This window comes from Rhizobium sp. GW821-FHT14E12 (assembly GCF_058803745.1).
This window is the reverse complement of record NZ_JBXAPH010000002.1, coordinates 519,515-533,930: the sequence shown is the minus strand read 5'-3', so window position 1 is coordinate 533,930 and position 14,416 is coordinate 519,515. Positions and strand designations below refer to the sequence as shown.

General features: G+C 58.7%; 11 protein-coding genes. 6 read left to right on the top strand and 5 right to left on the bottom strand.

The features are described from left to right. Positions 1-97 precede the first annotated feature (97 nt). The 5 genes from AC1RO0_RS10635 to AC1RO0_RS10615 all read left to right on the top strand — a co-directional run bounded on the left by AC1RO0_RS10635 (position 98) and on the right by AC1RO0_RS10615 (position 6,283). Positions 98-790, top strand: a complete 693-nt coding sequence (locus tag AC1RO0_RS10635; protein ID WP_498592856.1) for an outer membrane protein — start codon at positions 98-100, stop codon at positions 788-790. Between the two features lie 38 nt (positions 791-828). Next, on the top strand, positions 829-2,019 hold the full coding sequence (locus tag AC1RO0_RS10630; RefSeq protein WP_498592855.1) for a Hint domain-containing protein: 1,191 nt from the start codon (positions 829-831) through the stop codon (positions 2,017-2,019). A 157-nt stretch (positions 2,020-2,176) separates the two neighbouring features. Then, a complete protein-coding gene (locus AC1RO0_RS10625; protein ID WP_498592854.1) occupies positions 2,177-4,483 on the top strand; it encodes a glycosyltransferase family 4 protein in 2,307 nt (768 codons plus the stop codon). Next, positions 4,461-5,441 carry a hypothetical protein gene (locus AC1RO0_RS10620; RefSeq protein WP_498592853.1) on the top strand — a complete coding sequence of 327 codons (981 nt, stop codon included), beginning with the start codon at positions 4,461-4,463 and terminating at the stop codon, positions 5,439-5,441. The genes AC1RO0_RS10625 and AC1RO0_RS10620 overlap by 23 nt, the downstream gene beginning before the upstream one ends. Further along, positions 5,438-6,283, top strand: coding sequence for a tetratricopeptide repeat protein (locus AC1RO0_RS10615; protein WP_498592852.1), 846 nt, complete (start codon positions 5,438-5,440; stop codon positions 6,281-6,283). Before AC1RO0_RS10620 ends, AC1RO0_RS10615 begins: the two co-directional genes overlap by 4 nt. A 41-nt stretch (positions 6,284-6,324) precedes the next feature. On the opposite strand, the gene AC1RO0_RS10610 is transcribed toward AC1RO0_RS10615, so the two are convergent. Then, a complete protein-coding gene (locus AC1RO0_RS10610) occupies positions 6,325-7,389 on the bottom strand; it encodes a KpsE/RkpR family capsule polysaccharide export protein (RefSeq protein ID WP_498592850.1) in 1,065 nt (354 codons plus the stop codon). Positions 7,390-7,700: 311 nt separating this feature from the next. On the opposite strand from AC1RO0_RS10610, the gene AC1RO0_RS10605 reads away from it, so the two are divergent. Continuing rightward, a complete protein-coding gene (locus AC1RO0_RS10605; protein ID WP_498592849.1) occupies positions 7,701-8,510 on the top strand; it encodes an ABC transporter permease in 810 nt (269 codons plus the stop codon). Positions 8,511-8,538: 28 nt separating this feature from the next. Here AC1RO0_RS10605 and AC1RO0_RS10600 read toward each other — a convergent pair whose 3' ends face one another. From AC1RO0_RS10600 to AC1RO0_RS10585, 4 genes are all read right to left on the bottom strand, one after another. Beyond that, positions 8,539-9,633: a DUF6270 domain-containing protein gene (locus tag AC1RO0_RS10600; protein ID WP_498592848.1), complete on the bottom strand. Its 1,095-nt coding sequence runs from the start codon at positions 9,631-9,633 to the stop codon at positions 8,539-8,541. 82 nt (positions 9,634-9,715) lie between these two features. Next, complete coding sequence (locus AC1RO0_RS10595) at positions 9,716-10,825, bottom strand: FkbM family methyltransferase (RefSeq protein ID WP_498592847.1); 1,110 nt, start codon at positions 10,823-10,825, stop codon at positions 9,716-9,718. Between the two features lie 89 nt (positions 10,826-10,914). Then, the gene (locus AC1RO0_RS10590) at positions 10,915-12,276 is read right to left on the bottom strand and encodes a glycosyltransferase family 4 protein (RefSeq protein ID WP_498592846.1); all 1,362 of its coding nucleotides are present in this window, start codon (positions 12,274-12,276) and stop codon (positions 10,915-10,917) included. Continuing rightward, positions 12,273-14,402, bottom strand: a complete 2,130-nt coding sequence (locus AC1RO0_RS10585) for a capsule polysaccharide biogenesis protein (RefSeq protein ID WP_498592845.1) — start codon at positions 14,400-14,402, stop codon at positions 12,273-12,275. Before AC1RO0_RS10585 ends, AC1RO0_RS10590 begins: the two co-directional genes overlap by 4 nt. Positions 14,403-14,416: the final 14 nt, after the last annotated feature.

Sequence of the window (14,416 nt, the reverse complement as noted above, 5' to 3'; positions counted from 1 at the left end):
TTCGTATTTACACATATAATCAAGTCTATATTATGGCTGCGACGTCAACTTGCTGAAGTTGCATGTTAATCCGGAAATTGCCTGAGGAGAATTTAGAATGCATAAGGTACTTGGATCTGCTGCTTTCCTTTTCGCGTTTGGTATGGCGAGTGCGGCTTACACCGCGGATCTTTCGGTCTCAACGCCACCAGCCGCGCCGATAGAGCAGCCGGTATTTACCTGGACAGGCTTCTATGTTGGTTTGAACGGCGGCGGCGCCTTCGGCGGCGATGACAAATTCGGTTTGCGCTCCGGCGATACCTTTCTTGGCAGGTTCGGCAAGCTCGAAGGCTCCGGCTTCTTCGGCGGCGGTCAGATCGGCTACAACTATCAGATCGATCCGAATTGGGTAATCGGTCTCGAGGCAGATTTCCAGGGAGCTGATATTCATGACTCCCTCACCAACGACGGCGCGCATGCCTCCTCGAAAATCAATTGGTTTGGCACGCTCCGTCCGCGTGTCGGTTATGCCTACGACAACACCCTGTTTTATGGCACCGGCGGTCTTGCCTATGGGCACGTCGATTACAAGGCATCGCTGGATGGCGTCGGCAGCTTCAGCGAAGACAAAACCAAAGCCGGTTGGGTACTCGGCGCCGGCGTGGAACACGCCTTCACGGATAATGTGACTGCGAAACTCGAATACCAATACGTGAATCTAGGGAGCTTCACCGCAGGGGGGGACGTTCTTTCAAGCAAAGCAACTGCCGACTTCCACAGCATTCGGGTGGGGGTGAATTACAAGTTCTGACAAGTGGTTCGTCTTAGTATCAGAGAGAGGACAGTAACATGGCTTTGATTAATATTGGTCTCCTAAACGGTGGTACAACCACCATCAACAGCTCCAATGCTGGCACCAGTTCCGACACGATTTCGCTGGGGCTCGTCTCCAACGGCACGGTGATTGTCGATGGCGTCAATGTTACCATCAGTGCCCTTGTTGGCGGAGGTGTACTCTCCAACACGGTCGTTGAGGCTATCAACGGTGCACATGTAACGTTTACTGGCGGTCTTGCGGGGGTAGCGGCCGGTTCGACTTTTGTCTATCAGCCCGGCGCGAATTCCACCATCGAAGTCCAGACAGGCCTGCTTAATGTCGGTCTGCTGAACGGCGTTACCGTCGACTTCGCCAACGCTGGCGGCACCGGTACCTTCATTTATAACAGCGGCGGTATCAACCTGAACCTTTCAACGCCGCCGAATGTTATCAATGTTCAGATCGGTGACAAGATCGAGGTTGTCGGGACGACCGCCGTCTCGCAATCGGGCAACACGATCACCTTCACGACACCGGGGCTTCTTGGTATTCCTACCGCAGTCGCTTCTTACACGATCCCCGCCGGCGTGACGTACACCTACGACGATGCTTCGGATACGCTGACCTTCACAAGCTGCTTCCTGCGCGGCACGCTCATCAGAACGCCGGAAGGAGACTTGCCGGTCGAGGATCTGCGGGTCGGCGACCTGGTGGTCACCCATAAGGGCGTGGCGGAAATCAGGTGGGTTGGTCGTCGCAGGCTTGATCCGAAGGCGATCGACAAGCCGCGTGATACGCTGCCGGTCCGCATGAAGGCAGGCTCGATCTCGGAAAATGTTCCGGAACGTGACCTCCTGATTTCTCCGGACCATTGCATGTTCATGGAGGAGTCGCTCATTCCGGCGAAGTTCCTCGTCAACGGAACGACGATCACCCAGGAAACGGTGCTCGAGCCGTTCGAATATTACCACATCGAGCTGGAGCAACACAGCATCATCCTCGCGGAAGGCGCGCAGACCGAGACCTATCTCGATCTGGGTGGGCGTTTGTCCTTCCTTGAGCCCGGTGTTCTGCGGTTCGGCTCCTATGCCGGTACACGGAACTGGAACGACTGGTGCTATCCGCCGGTTTACGCCGGTGCGGTACTCGAAAAAGCCCGTAATGTCCTCAGCGCCCGTGCGCAGGAACTGGGCTACATCGTCGAAGACGCGAAGGCTTCCTAAGCCGATTGAACCACAGGGCGGACGGCTTCGGCCGTCCGCCTCAAAAAAACGAACCGGGAGGCGGTGGTTCCAGTATTCAATCCTTCGTCTGACAGCGAAGCCTTGTTAGTACGGCATCCCGCCTGTTTCCTTTGTAGCAGGGGCTTGGGAGTGGTGAATGCGTTATGAAGGTGTCGTGTCGCCCTATTCGCTCGATGCTGGGGGCATCGACGAAAAATCGTTGATCGAGAAATTTTCCGGCAAGACCGTCTTTTTCGACGGAGTGTTCAAGGGCGACTATAGCCTTGCGATCGTCAATCGCCATCTGGCCCGCGCGCTGATCGACCTCGGCGTCAATCTCATATGTCATACGGCTGAGGAGGATTGGCAGACCGACGCCCGCCTCGTTGCCGCGCCGGACATCATGCGCCACATGCGCGAGGATTATCCCGCGAACGAGCGGTTCGACATTCACCTCAGAAACACCTGGCCGCCAAAGACCCACGACATGATCGGAGAGGTCAATGCCTATGTCGGGTTTGCGTGGGAAGAGCTCGAGTTCCCGCAATATCTGGTGGACAGGTTCAATCAGGATCTCGATCTCATCATGGTGACCGCGAACTTTGTTCGCGACGCCTTCCAGCGCTCCGGCGTAACAATTCCGATCGAGGTCATCGGCAATGGCTGCGATCATGCATCGACCTCCAGCGGCAATACGATCTCGCCCTTGCCGGAAAACGGGCGCAAACGCATCCTGCATGTCTCCTCCTGCTTCCCGCGCAAGGGCATCGATGTCCTGATCGACGCTTATCTGCGCAGCTTCCGGCGAGACGATGCGGTGGAACTGGTGATCAAGACCTTTCCAAACCCGGACAGCATATTGGCGTCGGTGCTGGCGGAAAAGCGCGAGCAGCTTTCGGGCGCGCCTCCGATCGTCATCGTCGACCAATATTATGACGACCAGCAGCTTCTAGCTCTTTATCGCTCCGCTGCCATGGTGGTGGCGCCCAGCCGCGGCGAAGGCTTTGCCTTGCCCCTGGCCGAAGCCATGCGGCTCGATGTGCCCGTGGTGACGACAGGTTATAGCGGGCAACTCGACTTTTGCCGTCCCGATACCGCCTGGCTGGTCGATTACCATATGTCGGCGTCCCGAGCCCATGTGGCGGGCTCCTTCAGTCTTTGGGCCGAACCGTCCGTGGAGCATCTGGGGGCACAGATGCGTGCGGTGCTGGATCATCCGGGCGAAGCTCAGGCCCGCAGCGAACAGGCGCAAAAGCTGCTCGCGGCGCATTTTACCTGGCATTCAGTGGCGCGCCGTGTCCTTGCCGCCCTCGCCAAGCCGCCTCGTGTCGCTGCCGAATCGAAGCTCGATTGGACCATCGATCTGGTCTCCTCATGGCAGCAGCAGTGTGGCATTGCCACCTATTCACAGCACCTCTATTCGCAACCGGCCTTTTCGAAGAAGATTGATCACATCTTTGCCCGGCGGATCATGAACGACGCCTTGCCGGAAGAGACGGACGCGACGACGTACGGGCTATCTCGGCTCTGGGGCTACGATCTCGCCTCGTTGAAGCGTTTCGTTGCCAGGCTTGAGCACGGGCGGGCGGATGTGCTGTGGATGCAGCATCACCCGGGTCATTTCTCCACACCCGACATGGAAATGGTTGCCCAAGTGCTGCCGTCAACCAGGCACCGGTTGCGGGCCATCACGATGCACAGCGTAAAGGAGGCTCTTCGCGGCGGCCCATTGCGGTGGACGAAAGCCTTCGATGTCGTTTTCGTGCACTCCGCGGAGGACGCAGCGACCTTGTCGGCGGCGGGGCATCCGAATGCGATCGTCATTCCGCATGGCGTTCTTCTCGAACCGGAAAATGCGCCCAAGCCGGATCCATCGCAATTCACCATCGGTTCTTTCGGCTTCTTGATGCCGCACAAGAATATCGATCGTCTCGTGCTCGCTTTCGCGGAGGCGCGGACCTACGATCCAAGATTGCGGTTGAAACTCCTGAACTGCATGGTTCTGAATGATGAATCACGCGCCGCACGCGCCGCCATCGAGAATCTGATCGAGTATCTGGATCTCTCGGAACATGTGACAGCGCGCTTCGATTTCGTGCCCGAGGAGGAGTTGCGTCGCGAACTTATGACCTGCGACCTGCTTTCCTTCCTTTATGGTCACTCCACCGAAACTGCGACAGGGGCCGCGCGCATTGCCATGAGCGTGAACCGCCCACTGTTATGTTCCCGCTCACCGGTTCTGCGCGACATGTGGCCGATCAGCCATGTGGTCAAAAGCACGGAAATCGAATGTATCGCCGAGGCACTCCTCAGCCTCGCACAGAACCCGCTATTGCTGAAAATGCGCGACAATGAACGCATTCAGGCGGCACATTGGTATTCCTATCCGCGCACCGCTGCGCGGCACGTCGTAGCGATCGAACAAATGTTAGGGGGCAATATTGACCGTCGCCGAGTTGCATAGACAAAAGCCCGTGGATGTTGTTCCGAAGGACATATTCACCTTGCCGGCAGAATCCTTTGTTGATGCTTGGGCAGCGGCATTGGATCTGACGGAGATCGAACTGACTCAGGACGATAGGCTCGCCCTGGCAAACGCCATTCGCGGTGGAACCAACCGGTTGCGCGTCGTTGATGCGATCAAGGCGCGCCGCCCCATCCCGGAGGCGCTCAGCGAACGATCCGGCGTGCAGGCGATCCGGCGCGAGCCGGACCATTATGCCATCCTGGAAAACTTCACCCGGTTCGCACCGGGCGACGATCCGACGTTCCTTCGCTATGCTTTCTCGCGGATTTGCGGCCGTGATCCGACGTCGGCCGAACGGCTTGGAGTGGAATTCGACCTTAGACGCGGCGTGACCACCCGGGCAGCGGTCGTGAAGAAGATCGTTGCCATTGCGCGCCGGGATGGTCAGACGGCTTTCTGGGACACCCTGTTGCCCGGAAACGAAAGCGAACCTCATGCAGACTCCGATCCGTCCAATGCCCGCCTCTCACCGGCGGGTCTGCTGGTTGATATGGAGGGCCAGGCCACGGCTATCTTTGTCCGCGAAGTCGAGAATGTCGGCTGGATGATTGCTCCCGACCATCTGCGCCAACCGCTTCAGATCAACGAGGGGAACTGGAAAGTGCAGCCTGGTTGGCTGCTGACTGGCCCCAAGCGCAGTTTTGCGGAGGGAACCTGGCTGCTCGATCTTGACCTGATCCAGCCGCCGAACGCCAGACTGGATGTTGAAATCGTCGCAAATTCGGGCCTGGACTTTCTTCAAAGCATCACATTGACCGGCTCGTTTTCGGGAACCTTGTGTGTCGCCATCCGGCGCGACCATCGCTTCGTCGAGTTGCGCATACGCGTCCATGAGCGCAGCCCGGAAGATTCCTGGCTGCGTCCTCGCAACATTTCCATGCGGCAGGTACCATGAGACGAGAGCTTCGCATCGCATCCACATTCCTGCGCGCCGGCCACGCGACGGGTGACAGGGCCGAGGCCGGCATATCAGTCAATCCGTTGGCGGAGGCTGATGTCGCCCGCGATCGGCGAGACTGGGCAAACGCGGCATTCTACTATCATGAGGCGCTGCAGCGGAACCCGACTCGGATAGACCTGTTCGTCCAGCTCGGCCACGCCTACAAGGAACTCGGGGACTTCGACGCTGCGCTGGAAGCCTATGGGCGTTTCCTCGACAAGGAGCCGCATGATGCCGACATTCATCTGCAGCTTGGCCATCTCCACAACCGGATGAACGATCCGGAAACGGCGCTTGAATGGTATAGCCGCGCCAGTGCCCTGGCTCCAAATGACCCAGAAATCGCCCGGCATGTCGATACGGCAGGTCTGCGACTGTCTCGGTCCGGCATAGAACGCAGGCGCCAGAAGGCTCTGGATCTTGTGCAATCGGGGCAATGGCAGCAGGCACGCGAGCAGTTGCGGAGCCTGGTCACTGTTGACGGAGAGGTCGATCTAATCGCCGTCTATGCGAATGTGACCAAGGAGGCCGGTGATTTCGAGGAAGCGCAACAGCTATACGAAGCCTATCGCGAGTATGCGAAGACCAACCAGCCGGCCTCGCTAAGCGACGTCGAGATCCAGCTTGGGCATCTCAACAAGGCCAAGCGTGACATAGGCGCTGCCTTGCAACACTATATTCGTGCTCGTGACGCCGAATTTCAGCTGTATGGTCACGTTGCCCCCAATTCCGTCTGCGAGAGTGAAATCCGTTCTTGCATGGGGGAAATCTATACCTGCTTCTGGCAGGCGGACTGACATGGCCGGCTCCGGCTAAAGCCGGCCATGTTGCATTATGCTCAGCCGCCGTCGTGATCCCGGATCGCGGTCAGCAGGAGCCAGCCGAGCAGATAGGCGAGGCTCGTGGTCAGGAACACGATGAGGATGTTCTTGAGGGCCAGCGGCAACTCCGCCTCGTCAGGCAGATGCGGCGGCACCACCACTTCCAGATAGAGTTGCTGCCGGCGTGCGTCGGCTCTTGCCGCCTCGAGTGCATCAAGGGCGGTGACCATTGCCTTGTTGGCGAATTCCCGCATCAAGACCAAGCTCTCATAATCCGCGATTTTGGGGGCAAGGGAGCTATCATTGCCGACCATCTTGCCGCGCTCCGTTTCGATCTGCTGTTCGAGCGCTGCGATCTGGCTCGTCACGAACGGGACCGCGTTGCTGTCCGGCGCGGTCTTGCGCATCTCGGCGAGGCGGGCTCGCGCGTTGGCCAACTGGACGGAGAGTTGACCGATGAGTTCGACCATGGAGGTGGAACTGGCATTCGGATCGATCATCAGCTCCTTGTTGCGGAAGATCGTGATTTTTTTCTGCGCGTCGATAACCTGCTGTTCCGCTTCCTTCACTTCGTTATCGGCAAACCGGACAGCGTCGCCCCGGGCGCGATCGTTCATGCGCAGCAGCAGCTTGCCCCCAAGCGCAAGCAGGGTGTTGTTCAAGTCGTAGGCGTCGCGCGCGTGAAAGGCGGTGGTGCGCAACACCGTGATGCCGGTCGTATCATTATGGATGACTTCGACGCGATCCGAGTAATACTGATAGAGTTCCTCCTCGCTATTGTTCTCCCAGAAGCGCGGATAACGCATCAGCCGGTCGGCCTGCGGACTTCCGAAAATAGCGCGCACGGGCATTTCCTGCCCAAGTTCCTTCAGGGCTTCTCGCGAGCGTATGTATTCCTGAACGGAGAAAGTGTCGTCCTGCGATCGTGTTATACCGCTGTTCTGGAGCAGGTTGCCGAAGGCGCTTGAAGATGGCGGTGCAGCCATACGCACGACAAACGAAGCTTCCGACACGAAGATCGGCGCTGCGAAGAAGGCATAGTAGACGCTGACCGCCAGCGTCGGAAGGAGGACGATAAGCATGAACAGGTATCGCCGCTTGGACTTCTTTCGACGTTTGCTGGCTTTCGCCGGCCTGAAGGCTGGCGACGGAGCCCTGTAATCGAATGTCTGTGGGCGTTGTTTTTCTTCAGGCAGCTTGTCCTTAGCCTCGGAGGTTATGAGAACCATGACAGCACCTTTCCAATTGATTGTTTGCGGACATATCGAGACATCCGCGCGTCACCTACCGTAATTGTCCAAAGCTGACGCAAAGAACATTGAGCGGGGAGCCTTCGCCGGTATCGTGGGACGACCCATCGACAACGCATGGGCGAGGAAAAGGAGACGCCCGCATGGACCCGACATATGGTGAATCTCACGGCCGCGGGCAGTTCATCACAGGATTGAAAATTCAGGCCCGTGTTCTCGGTGCCATGATTATGCGCGAAGTGGTGTCCCGCTATGGTCGGGAGAACATCGGCTTTCTCTGGCTGATGCTGGAACCGATGATCCTCACGGGTGGCGTGATGATCATGTGGACTCTCTTGAGGCACGAGGCGCACGGACTTGCGGTCGTCGCCTTCGTTCTTAGCGGTTACATGCCGTTGACCCTCTGGCGTCATGTGACGGGTCATGCCGTCTCGTGTCTGCGCCAGAATTTGCCGTTGATGTATCACCGCCAGATCCGCCTGCCTGACGCCCTCATTTCCAGAGCGCTTCTGGAGATCGCCGGCACGACGACGGCGCTGATCATTGTCTATACCGTGGTTCGGCTGGCGGGGTTCATGCCGCCTTACGATAATCTCGGATTGCTCCTGGCGGGTTGGTTGTTCATGGCTTGGTTCGCCTTTGCCGTCGGGCTGATTTTCGCTGCCGCATCGGAAAGATTTGAGTTCGTGGAAAAATTCGTCCAGCCGATGCAGTATCTCACGCTGCCGATTTCCGGCATGTTCTTCATGGTCGCCTGGCTGCCGAGCGGGGTACAGAAGCTTGCGCTCTATGTTCCGCTCGTCCATTGCTTCGAAATGTTTCGCGCCGGCGTATTCGGGGATACGGTGAAATCCTTTTATGATGTCGGCTACATTTTCAAATGCTGCCTGTTCACCACGGCCGTTGGCCTCTTTCTCGTCAACTGGGCGCGCCATCATGTGAAGTTCGAATAGAGCGTCGTTGGTCATATGCCCGATGGCTTCACTGCTTGGCATAATATTTCACCTGGTTCTGGAACTCGAACGAGCGTAGCAGCGTGTCTCGCAGCTCCTTGCGATTGGCGAGGGCGTAGTGATTGAGGAAGGTCAGGGCCGATTCCGGCTCACGCCCCAGGATCCAGCGAAACGCCGCGACGACGTCGTGCGATTCGATAGGTTCGACAAAATGGCTTGGAGCGGGGCTTTGGATTTTCGCAAACAAGTAGGGCAGTGCGCCGTGCAGGATATCGAGACCGAACCTTTGCAGGTCCGGCTTCGATAAGGCGGTCTTGGAAAAGGCGTCCATCAGACCGGAATAGTTTGTGAGCGTCGACACCAGGTCGCATGAACGCCCCAGCCCGCTAAAGCCGCCATTGGCGTGATAGATTTCAGCTGTCTCCATCCACACTTCCGCTGCGTAATGCATCGGCGCCGGGCCATAAAGTGCGGCGTCGTCGGAGTAGAGCGGGACCGGCGGTGTCAGTACGCGGCTGTTCTTGATCCGCGCCAGGCAGAAGTCGATCAGCATGCGGCAGATCGGATAACGCATCTGCCACCGGCAGAAATCCGTCATGTAGGTGTTGCTGTCCGTCAGCGTCCCGCGGTAGTCGGCCGTGGGCGGGACGTCGAGAAAGATGACTTCCGTCTCCGGCAGGTCGGCGGTCAGGAAGTCGCAGAATTTCTGCAGTGCCTCGGTCACGAGCGTCCAGAATTCGCGACTGCCAAAAGGCATGATCTTGAAGAGGCTGAACGCTTCGAGTTGTTGATGCGGGCCGGCTTCGAGCAGTTCGTAGGGAACTGTCAGGACACTATTTTTGTAACGCATGATCGAGGCCCGCGACGCGCGGGAAAAATCCACGATAAGCGTTTGCGGGGCGGCCTCCTTCAGCCTGTCGCGAAAGCCCTTCTTTGCTTCGTACAGCAACTTCTTCTTGATTTGATCAGGCCATTCCTCGATGCCCTTGATGCTGGCTTTCCTGTCATTCATGAAGCTGGCAACGTTTATTCCATAGCAGAAGAAACCGAGCCTGCTTTCCGGAAAGGCATATTTTACGAATTCCTCGCTGGGACATGAGCCGTAATAGGCAATGACGCTCATGCGATTGACCCGTTCATTGTATTTCCCCCATATCAAGTACCGACGATCCGGCATCCCCGACGAACCCGGACACGGCGGCTGGTTAGAGCGCAGCCTCCTTCACGCGGCTTCGCTTGGTCTTCGGTTTCATCGCTTTCACTGAATTGTCCGCCGTCCTGGGCTCTGTCGGCGCCCCTGGTTTCCCGGCCAAGTCCACGCCGAAAGCCAGAAGGCGTTCACGCACCTGATCCATACGATCCTCGTGAACGGCCAGAATATTCCCCACCTTGCCGATCGAGAACTCCAGGTCGAGTTCAGTGGCTGTCTCTACCTGCGTCACCTGTTCCCGGGCACTGCTCCAGATGCGGTAACCCAGTTCAGACAGGCGTCGGTGAATGGAGCCCGGCGTTGTTTTCGACAGGACTGCGAGCATGTCGCGATTGATTTCCATCAACAGCGTCGGCTTGTGTGCGGTGAGCGTGCGTTTTGCGCCATCGAGGAAAAGGCCCTCGGCTCCCTCGATGTCCACTTTCATCGCATCCGGCCGCATACCGCCGATCACCCGGTCGAGCGTCTCCACTTCGACCGACCGGTTGGTTTTTGCGGTGTCGCTGTCGGCAACCAACCTTGTCGCACCTGCGTTGCTTGTATCCTCGGCATTGCTGAGCCGCATTTCTCCTGGCCCGTCGGCAAGAGCTTGCTGCCGGACGCTGACTCGGTCGGCGAAGCCATTCTCCCGGATAGAGCGATTGAAGAGCTCCCACAGCTTCGGTAGCGGCTCGAAGGCAAGTATCTTGCCTCTGAATGCGGGGCGAGCGGCCACGGAGAGCGAATAATAGCCGACATTGCCGCCGACATCGATGAAGTGTCCGTCATCCGGCACAATCGCCTTAATCAGGCCGACGTCGAATTTCTCATACTCACCGCTCATGATCCCAAAGGAGATATGGTACTGCCGGAGATCGAGATACAATTTGAAATTGTACTTCGTCTCGAAAAGCACGAAGATCGATTTCGGAATGAAATTGTTGAAAAGCAGCTCGCTGTGCCGATGGTGAAACTCGCCGGAGGACAGAAAGCGCTTGCGATGCTCCTCCAACGGAATGTCGGTGAGCTGTAGGAGATTTTTGGCTATGGCATCCCTTTCGTCTGCGTTGAGCGGACGACCGAGGATGAATTTGTAGCAGTTTTCAATATCGTAATAGCTGGTCACAGTGCTGGCCCTTCCTCCTGCTGGCGACGTGAAAATGTCCCGTTCCCTTTTGATGCGGCGATCGCCTCTTGCTGAATTCATCTTAATGTTCATGACAACGCTCCAAATGACATCGCCGGCGAACGCTGCGGTGCGCGCTGCGCGGAATACCTGCGCGCCGCGACATCACTTTCGATCAGGGTCTCCAGGTCGGCGAAATGCATATCCCATCGGTTCGCGGTGCTTGCCCTCGTCCGGCGCAGCGGCGAGGCTGTGATCGCATCCACCGCCGCGCGCCAGTTGAGGCCGTCAAGCGGGTTCAGGAAGATCGCCTCGTCGATGCCGGCGGCCTCCCGGTGCGATGCAATATTGGAAGCGATGACCGGCGTGCGCAGTGCCAGCGCTTCGGTAATCGGCATGCCATATCCTTCCGCGAAGGATGGCGCGAGCAGCGCGGCGGCGCCGGAAACGAGGCGCGCCAATGCTGCATCTTCCAATCCCGGCACCTCGATCACAAGTCCCGGCAAGGCTGGGCAGCGTTCGAGCATCGCGAGGATGTGGCTGTTCTCCCACCCTCTTTTCCCTACGATCACCAGGCGGGGCGCTTTGGGACCGTCGCGCTCGGCCAGGTATTGCCAAAGGCTGAGCAGCAACATGTGGTTCTTGCGCGGTTCGATGGTTCCGAGCGTGACGAAATAGGGATTTTGCGGGCGCTCGATATCTTGCGGCGGCTTCAGGAAGCACTGTTCGACGCCCGGCGGCAGAACGGCGATCGAGGGCAGTTTCCGATTGCTTTCCTGGGCATAGGTGCGCAGGGCTCGGGCGGTGACCTGCGAGTTGCAGAGGACGAGTGCGGCATGCTGCAATACCGTGTCCATCCTGCGGCGATGCCGTTCCGGCTCTTCTGGCCGGACGAACTCAGGATGAGACAGAGGAATGAGGTCATGCACATAGAATATGCCATTACGGCCCGTTTCCCTGAGCCAGGAAAAGGCGGAGGTGCGCTCGAGCCGGCTATGGGAGACATGCACGAATGAGGCATCGCGAGGCACCGGCAGGCCATGGGAGAAATGGGTGGTGACCATGTGCGCAAGCTTGCGCAGTTTGCGGGAAGGGGCATCGATACCCTTCGGCGCAGGCGTCGGTTGCCAGGAAATCTTGCCATCGATTGCGGCGAAGATTTTCTCCAGAAGGGCAGTCTGGGAGGTAGAGATCTCGGTTGTGGCCCAGCGGTCGTTGAGGGTGGAGATCAGGCTATCCGCCCGCGGAGCTCCGATGGATATTGCCCCATGATAACCCGTTTCGATGAACGATGGTGCCTGCGAAAGCAGGATGTCATTCGATGGCGCAGCTTGTTTGCGGCGCTCGTTAAGCCAAAGCGCATAGTGAAGTTCGTAGCGATCAATACCGGTCGGTGTCGGGCAATGCGCCCGCTCAATGAGCCGGGAAATATCCATGACAACAGATTTCATCGCAGCCTTCTTACTCCGGACATGTGGATCATATGGGCCAGCCATCGGCGCCTTGACGGGTCAGGCGCGGAGCCCTGGCGGGCGCGGTACAATTCGGCAATGACATCTTCCACCTCGCAAGGCAGGTCGGCGATATTCGACCAATAGTGCGGGTAGAGGATAAGCGTACCGGCCACGAGCGCATCGAGGCTCAAGGTCCGCTTGCGTCGGAGCGAAACGACGGCATCGTTGGTCAGACCCCAGCCGGCGTAGAAAGGCAGCCCGTAGCACCATACCGACCGCTCCCGCAGAAGCGCTTCGAAGCCGATCTGCGAGGTTGCGACATGGACTTCATCGGCGGCGTGCAGCAGTCCGTTCAGATCGACATTGCCGACGACCAGATCTGCGATGTCGTGCGGCGGCCGGCTTCGTCCCGGATGCATGAATGGCTCGGCAAGGAGATCCGGATGCTGTTTGTAAATGATGAATGCGTCGGCGCGCGCGCGCCGGACGGCTCTCAGGAGCTCGGTGTCGGAATCATGGCTTGCCATGCCGAGCCGCAGCGAGGCATCGTTTGGTACCTGTCCGGCCACGAGAATGATGGACCGTCCCTTGGCTTGCTCGCGGTAGTCGGGGGAGGGCTGCGCCGGCAGATTATACTTGGTGATCCCCGTCGAAACGATGGCGCGACGGAGCCTTCTCGCACGCTCGAGGAGAGCGTTGTCGAAATCCGCGGTGCTCAGTATCGTTTCGAGCCTGCTCGGCTTGGATGCATCGAAATAAATGCCCTCGGCATCGAAGCAAAGCGAAGAGGGCGGGACGAGCGATGTTCCGAGCCCGGCGGAGCGGATAAAGCCGTCTTCCACCCGAATGATCGGCCGCCGTCTTCCCTGTCTCCATAGGGTGCTTTCCTCGGGTGGCGCGCTGTTGCCCCACAACACAATCTTGTCTGCCGCCTGGATCTGGGCAACCGTGGGCCGGTTCGTGAACTGGACCTGTGACGATGGGCTGGTCAGGTAACGGCGTAAGACCGAGCGCTTATGCAGCGCGAAATTGAGGCAGAGATAGCGACCGGACAGCGAAGACGCGCGCCTGCGCCATTCCAGCAGCCGCTCGACAGCTTGTTCCGCCTGGACTGGCTGGCGCGTTACCGGATCGACATACAGACTATATTGAAGAAGCATCGCATGGGCGAGTTCGTCGATGTTGATACGGCGTGTCCGGCGGGTGCGTGCGGCGGTCGCGACGATGCTGTCGGCGCGGTCCTGTGTCAGGCCCCATCCGGCATAGGCCGGCATCCCGAATGTAACGACGGTCATGCCGCGCAGCAGCGCATCCAGGCCGAGCTGGCTGGAGACCGTCCAGACTTCATCGACGATATCAAGGATCGAATGGGGAGAAACGGCGCTGTCGACGAGCTGGACACGGCTATCTCGCGCGTGCGACGCCAGATAGCCGCGCGCACGGCCGGCCACGACGTCGGGGTGGCTCTTGATGATGATGTCCGCGTTGCTCTCGGCGCGCGCGGCACTCCACATCCTCAGAAATGTTTTGGCATCGGCACCTGAGCCGGCGATGGAACGGTCACCGACGACCTGGTCCACCAGCAGGATGCGTTTGCGGCGCGTGGGCCGAAGCGAGATGTTTCCGTCCGCCAGATGGTTGTATTTGGAAAGCCGCTCATGGACGATCCATTCGCGCAGTTTTTTTGCCCGTGCCAGATCGGCGCCGGGGGTCCCGTCCTGCAACAATGTCTCCAGTCGGGATGCCGTGTGAGCCGAAAAATGAATGCCAAGATCATCCGCGATCAGGGAGACCGAGGGAGCTCCAGCCTTGCCGAGGCCGACGGAGCGCAGGAAACCGTCTTCCAAGGTCCAGTAGGGAAGCTTGCGCATATGCGCGTAGCGGCGGGCGATGCGCGCAAGCGGCTTGTCGCCCCAACCAACCACGCCGTCAGCCGTTCCTCTCGCGAGTTCGATCGGCTGAAGCGATGCGGAGAGCGTCGAACCGATCAGCGGGAAGCGCCAACGCGTTGGAAGAAAGGCGAGGAGACGCGCATCCGTCGGCGGCAGCCAGGATGCACGCTCGTTCTGTTCTGTCGGCGCCGGCCGCTCCTCATTGGGAAAAAGTGTGAAATCTGAGAACATCTGCAATCTCCCGA

Coding starts and splice junctions, on each gene's coding strand:
- AC1RO0_RS10590 (WP_498592846.1), bottom strand. CDS start 12,276: ATGAAATCTGTTGTCATGGATATTTCCCGGCTCATTGAGCGGGCGCAT.
- AC1RO0_RS10630 (WP_498592855.1), top strand. CDS start 829: ATGGCTTTGATTAATATTGGTCTCCTAAACGGTGGTACAACCACCATC.
- AC1RO0_RS10635 (WP_498592856.1), top strand. CDS start 98: ATGCATAAGGTACTTGGATCTGCTGCTTTCCTTTTCGCGTTTGGTATG.
- AC1RO0_RS10605 (WP_498592849.1), top strand. CDS start 7,701: ATGGACCCGACATATGGTGAATCTCACGGCCGCGGGCAGTTCATCACA.
- AC1RO0_RS10625 (WP_498592854.1), top strand. CDS start 2,177: ATGCGTTATGAAGGTGTCGTGTCGCCCTATTCGCTCGATGCTGGGGGC.
- AC1RO0_RS10600 (WP_498592848.1), bottom strand. CDS start 9,633: ATGAGCGTCATTGCCTATTACGGCTCATGTCCCAGCGAGGAATTCGTA.
- AC1RO0_RS10585 (WP_498592845.1), bottom strand. CDS start 14,402: ATGTTCTCAGATTTCACACTTTTTCCCAATGAGGAGCGGCCGGCGCCG.
- AC1RO0_RS10615 (WP_498592852.1), top strand. CDS start 5,438: ATGAGACGAGAGCTTCGCATCGCATCCACATTCCTGCGCGCCGGCCAC.
- AC1RO0_RS10610 (WP_498592850.1), bottom strand. CDS start 7,389: ATGCTTATCGTCCTCCTTCCGACGCTGGCGGTCAGCGTCTACTATGCC.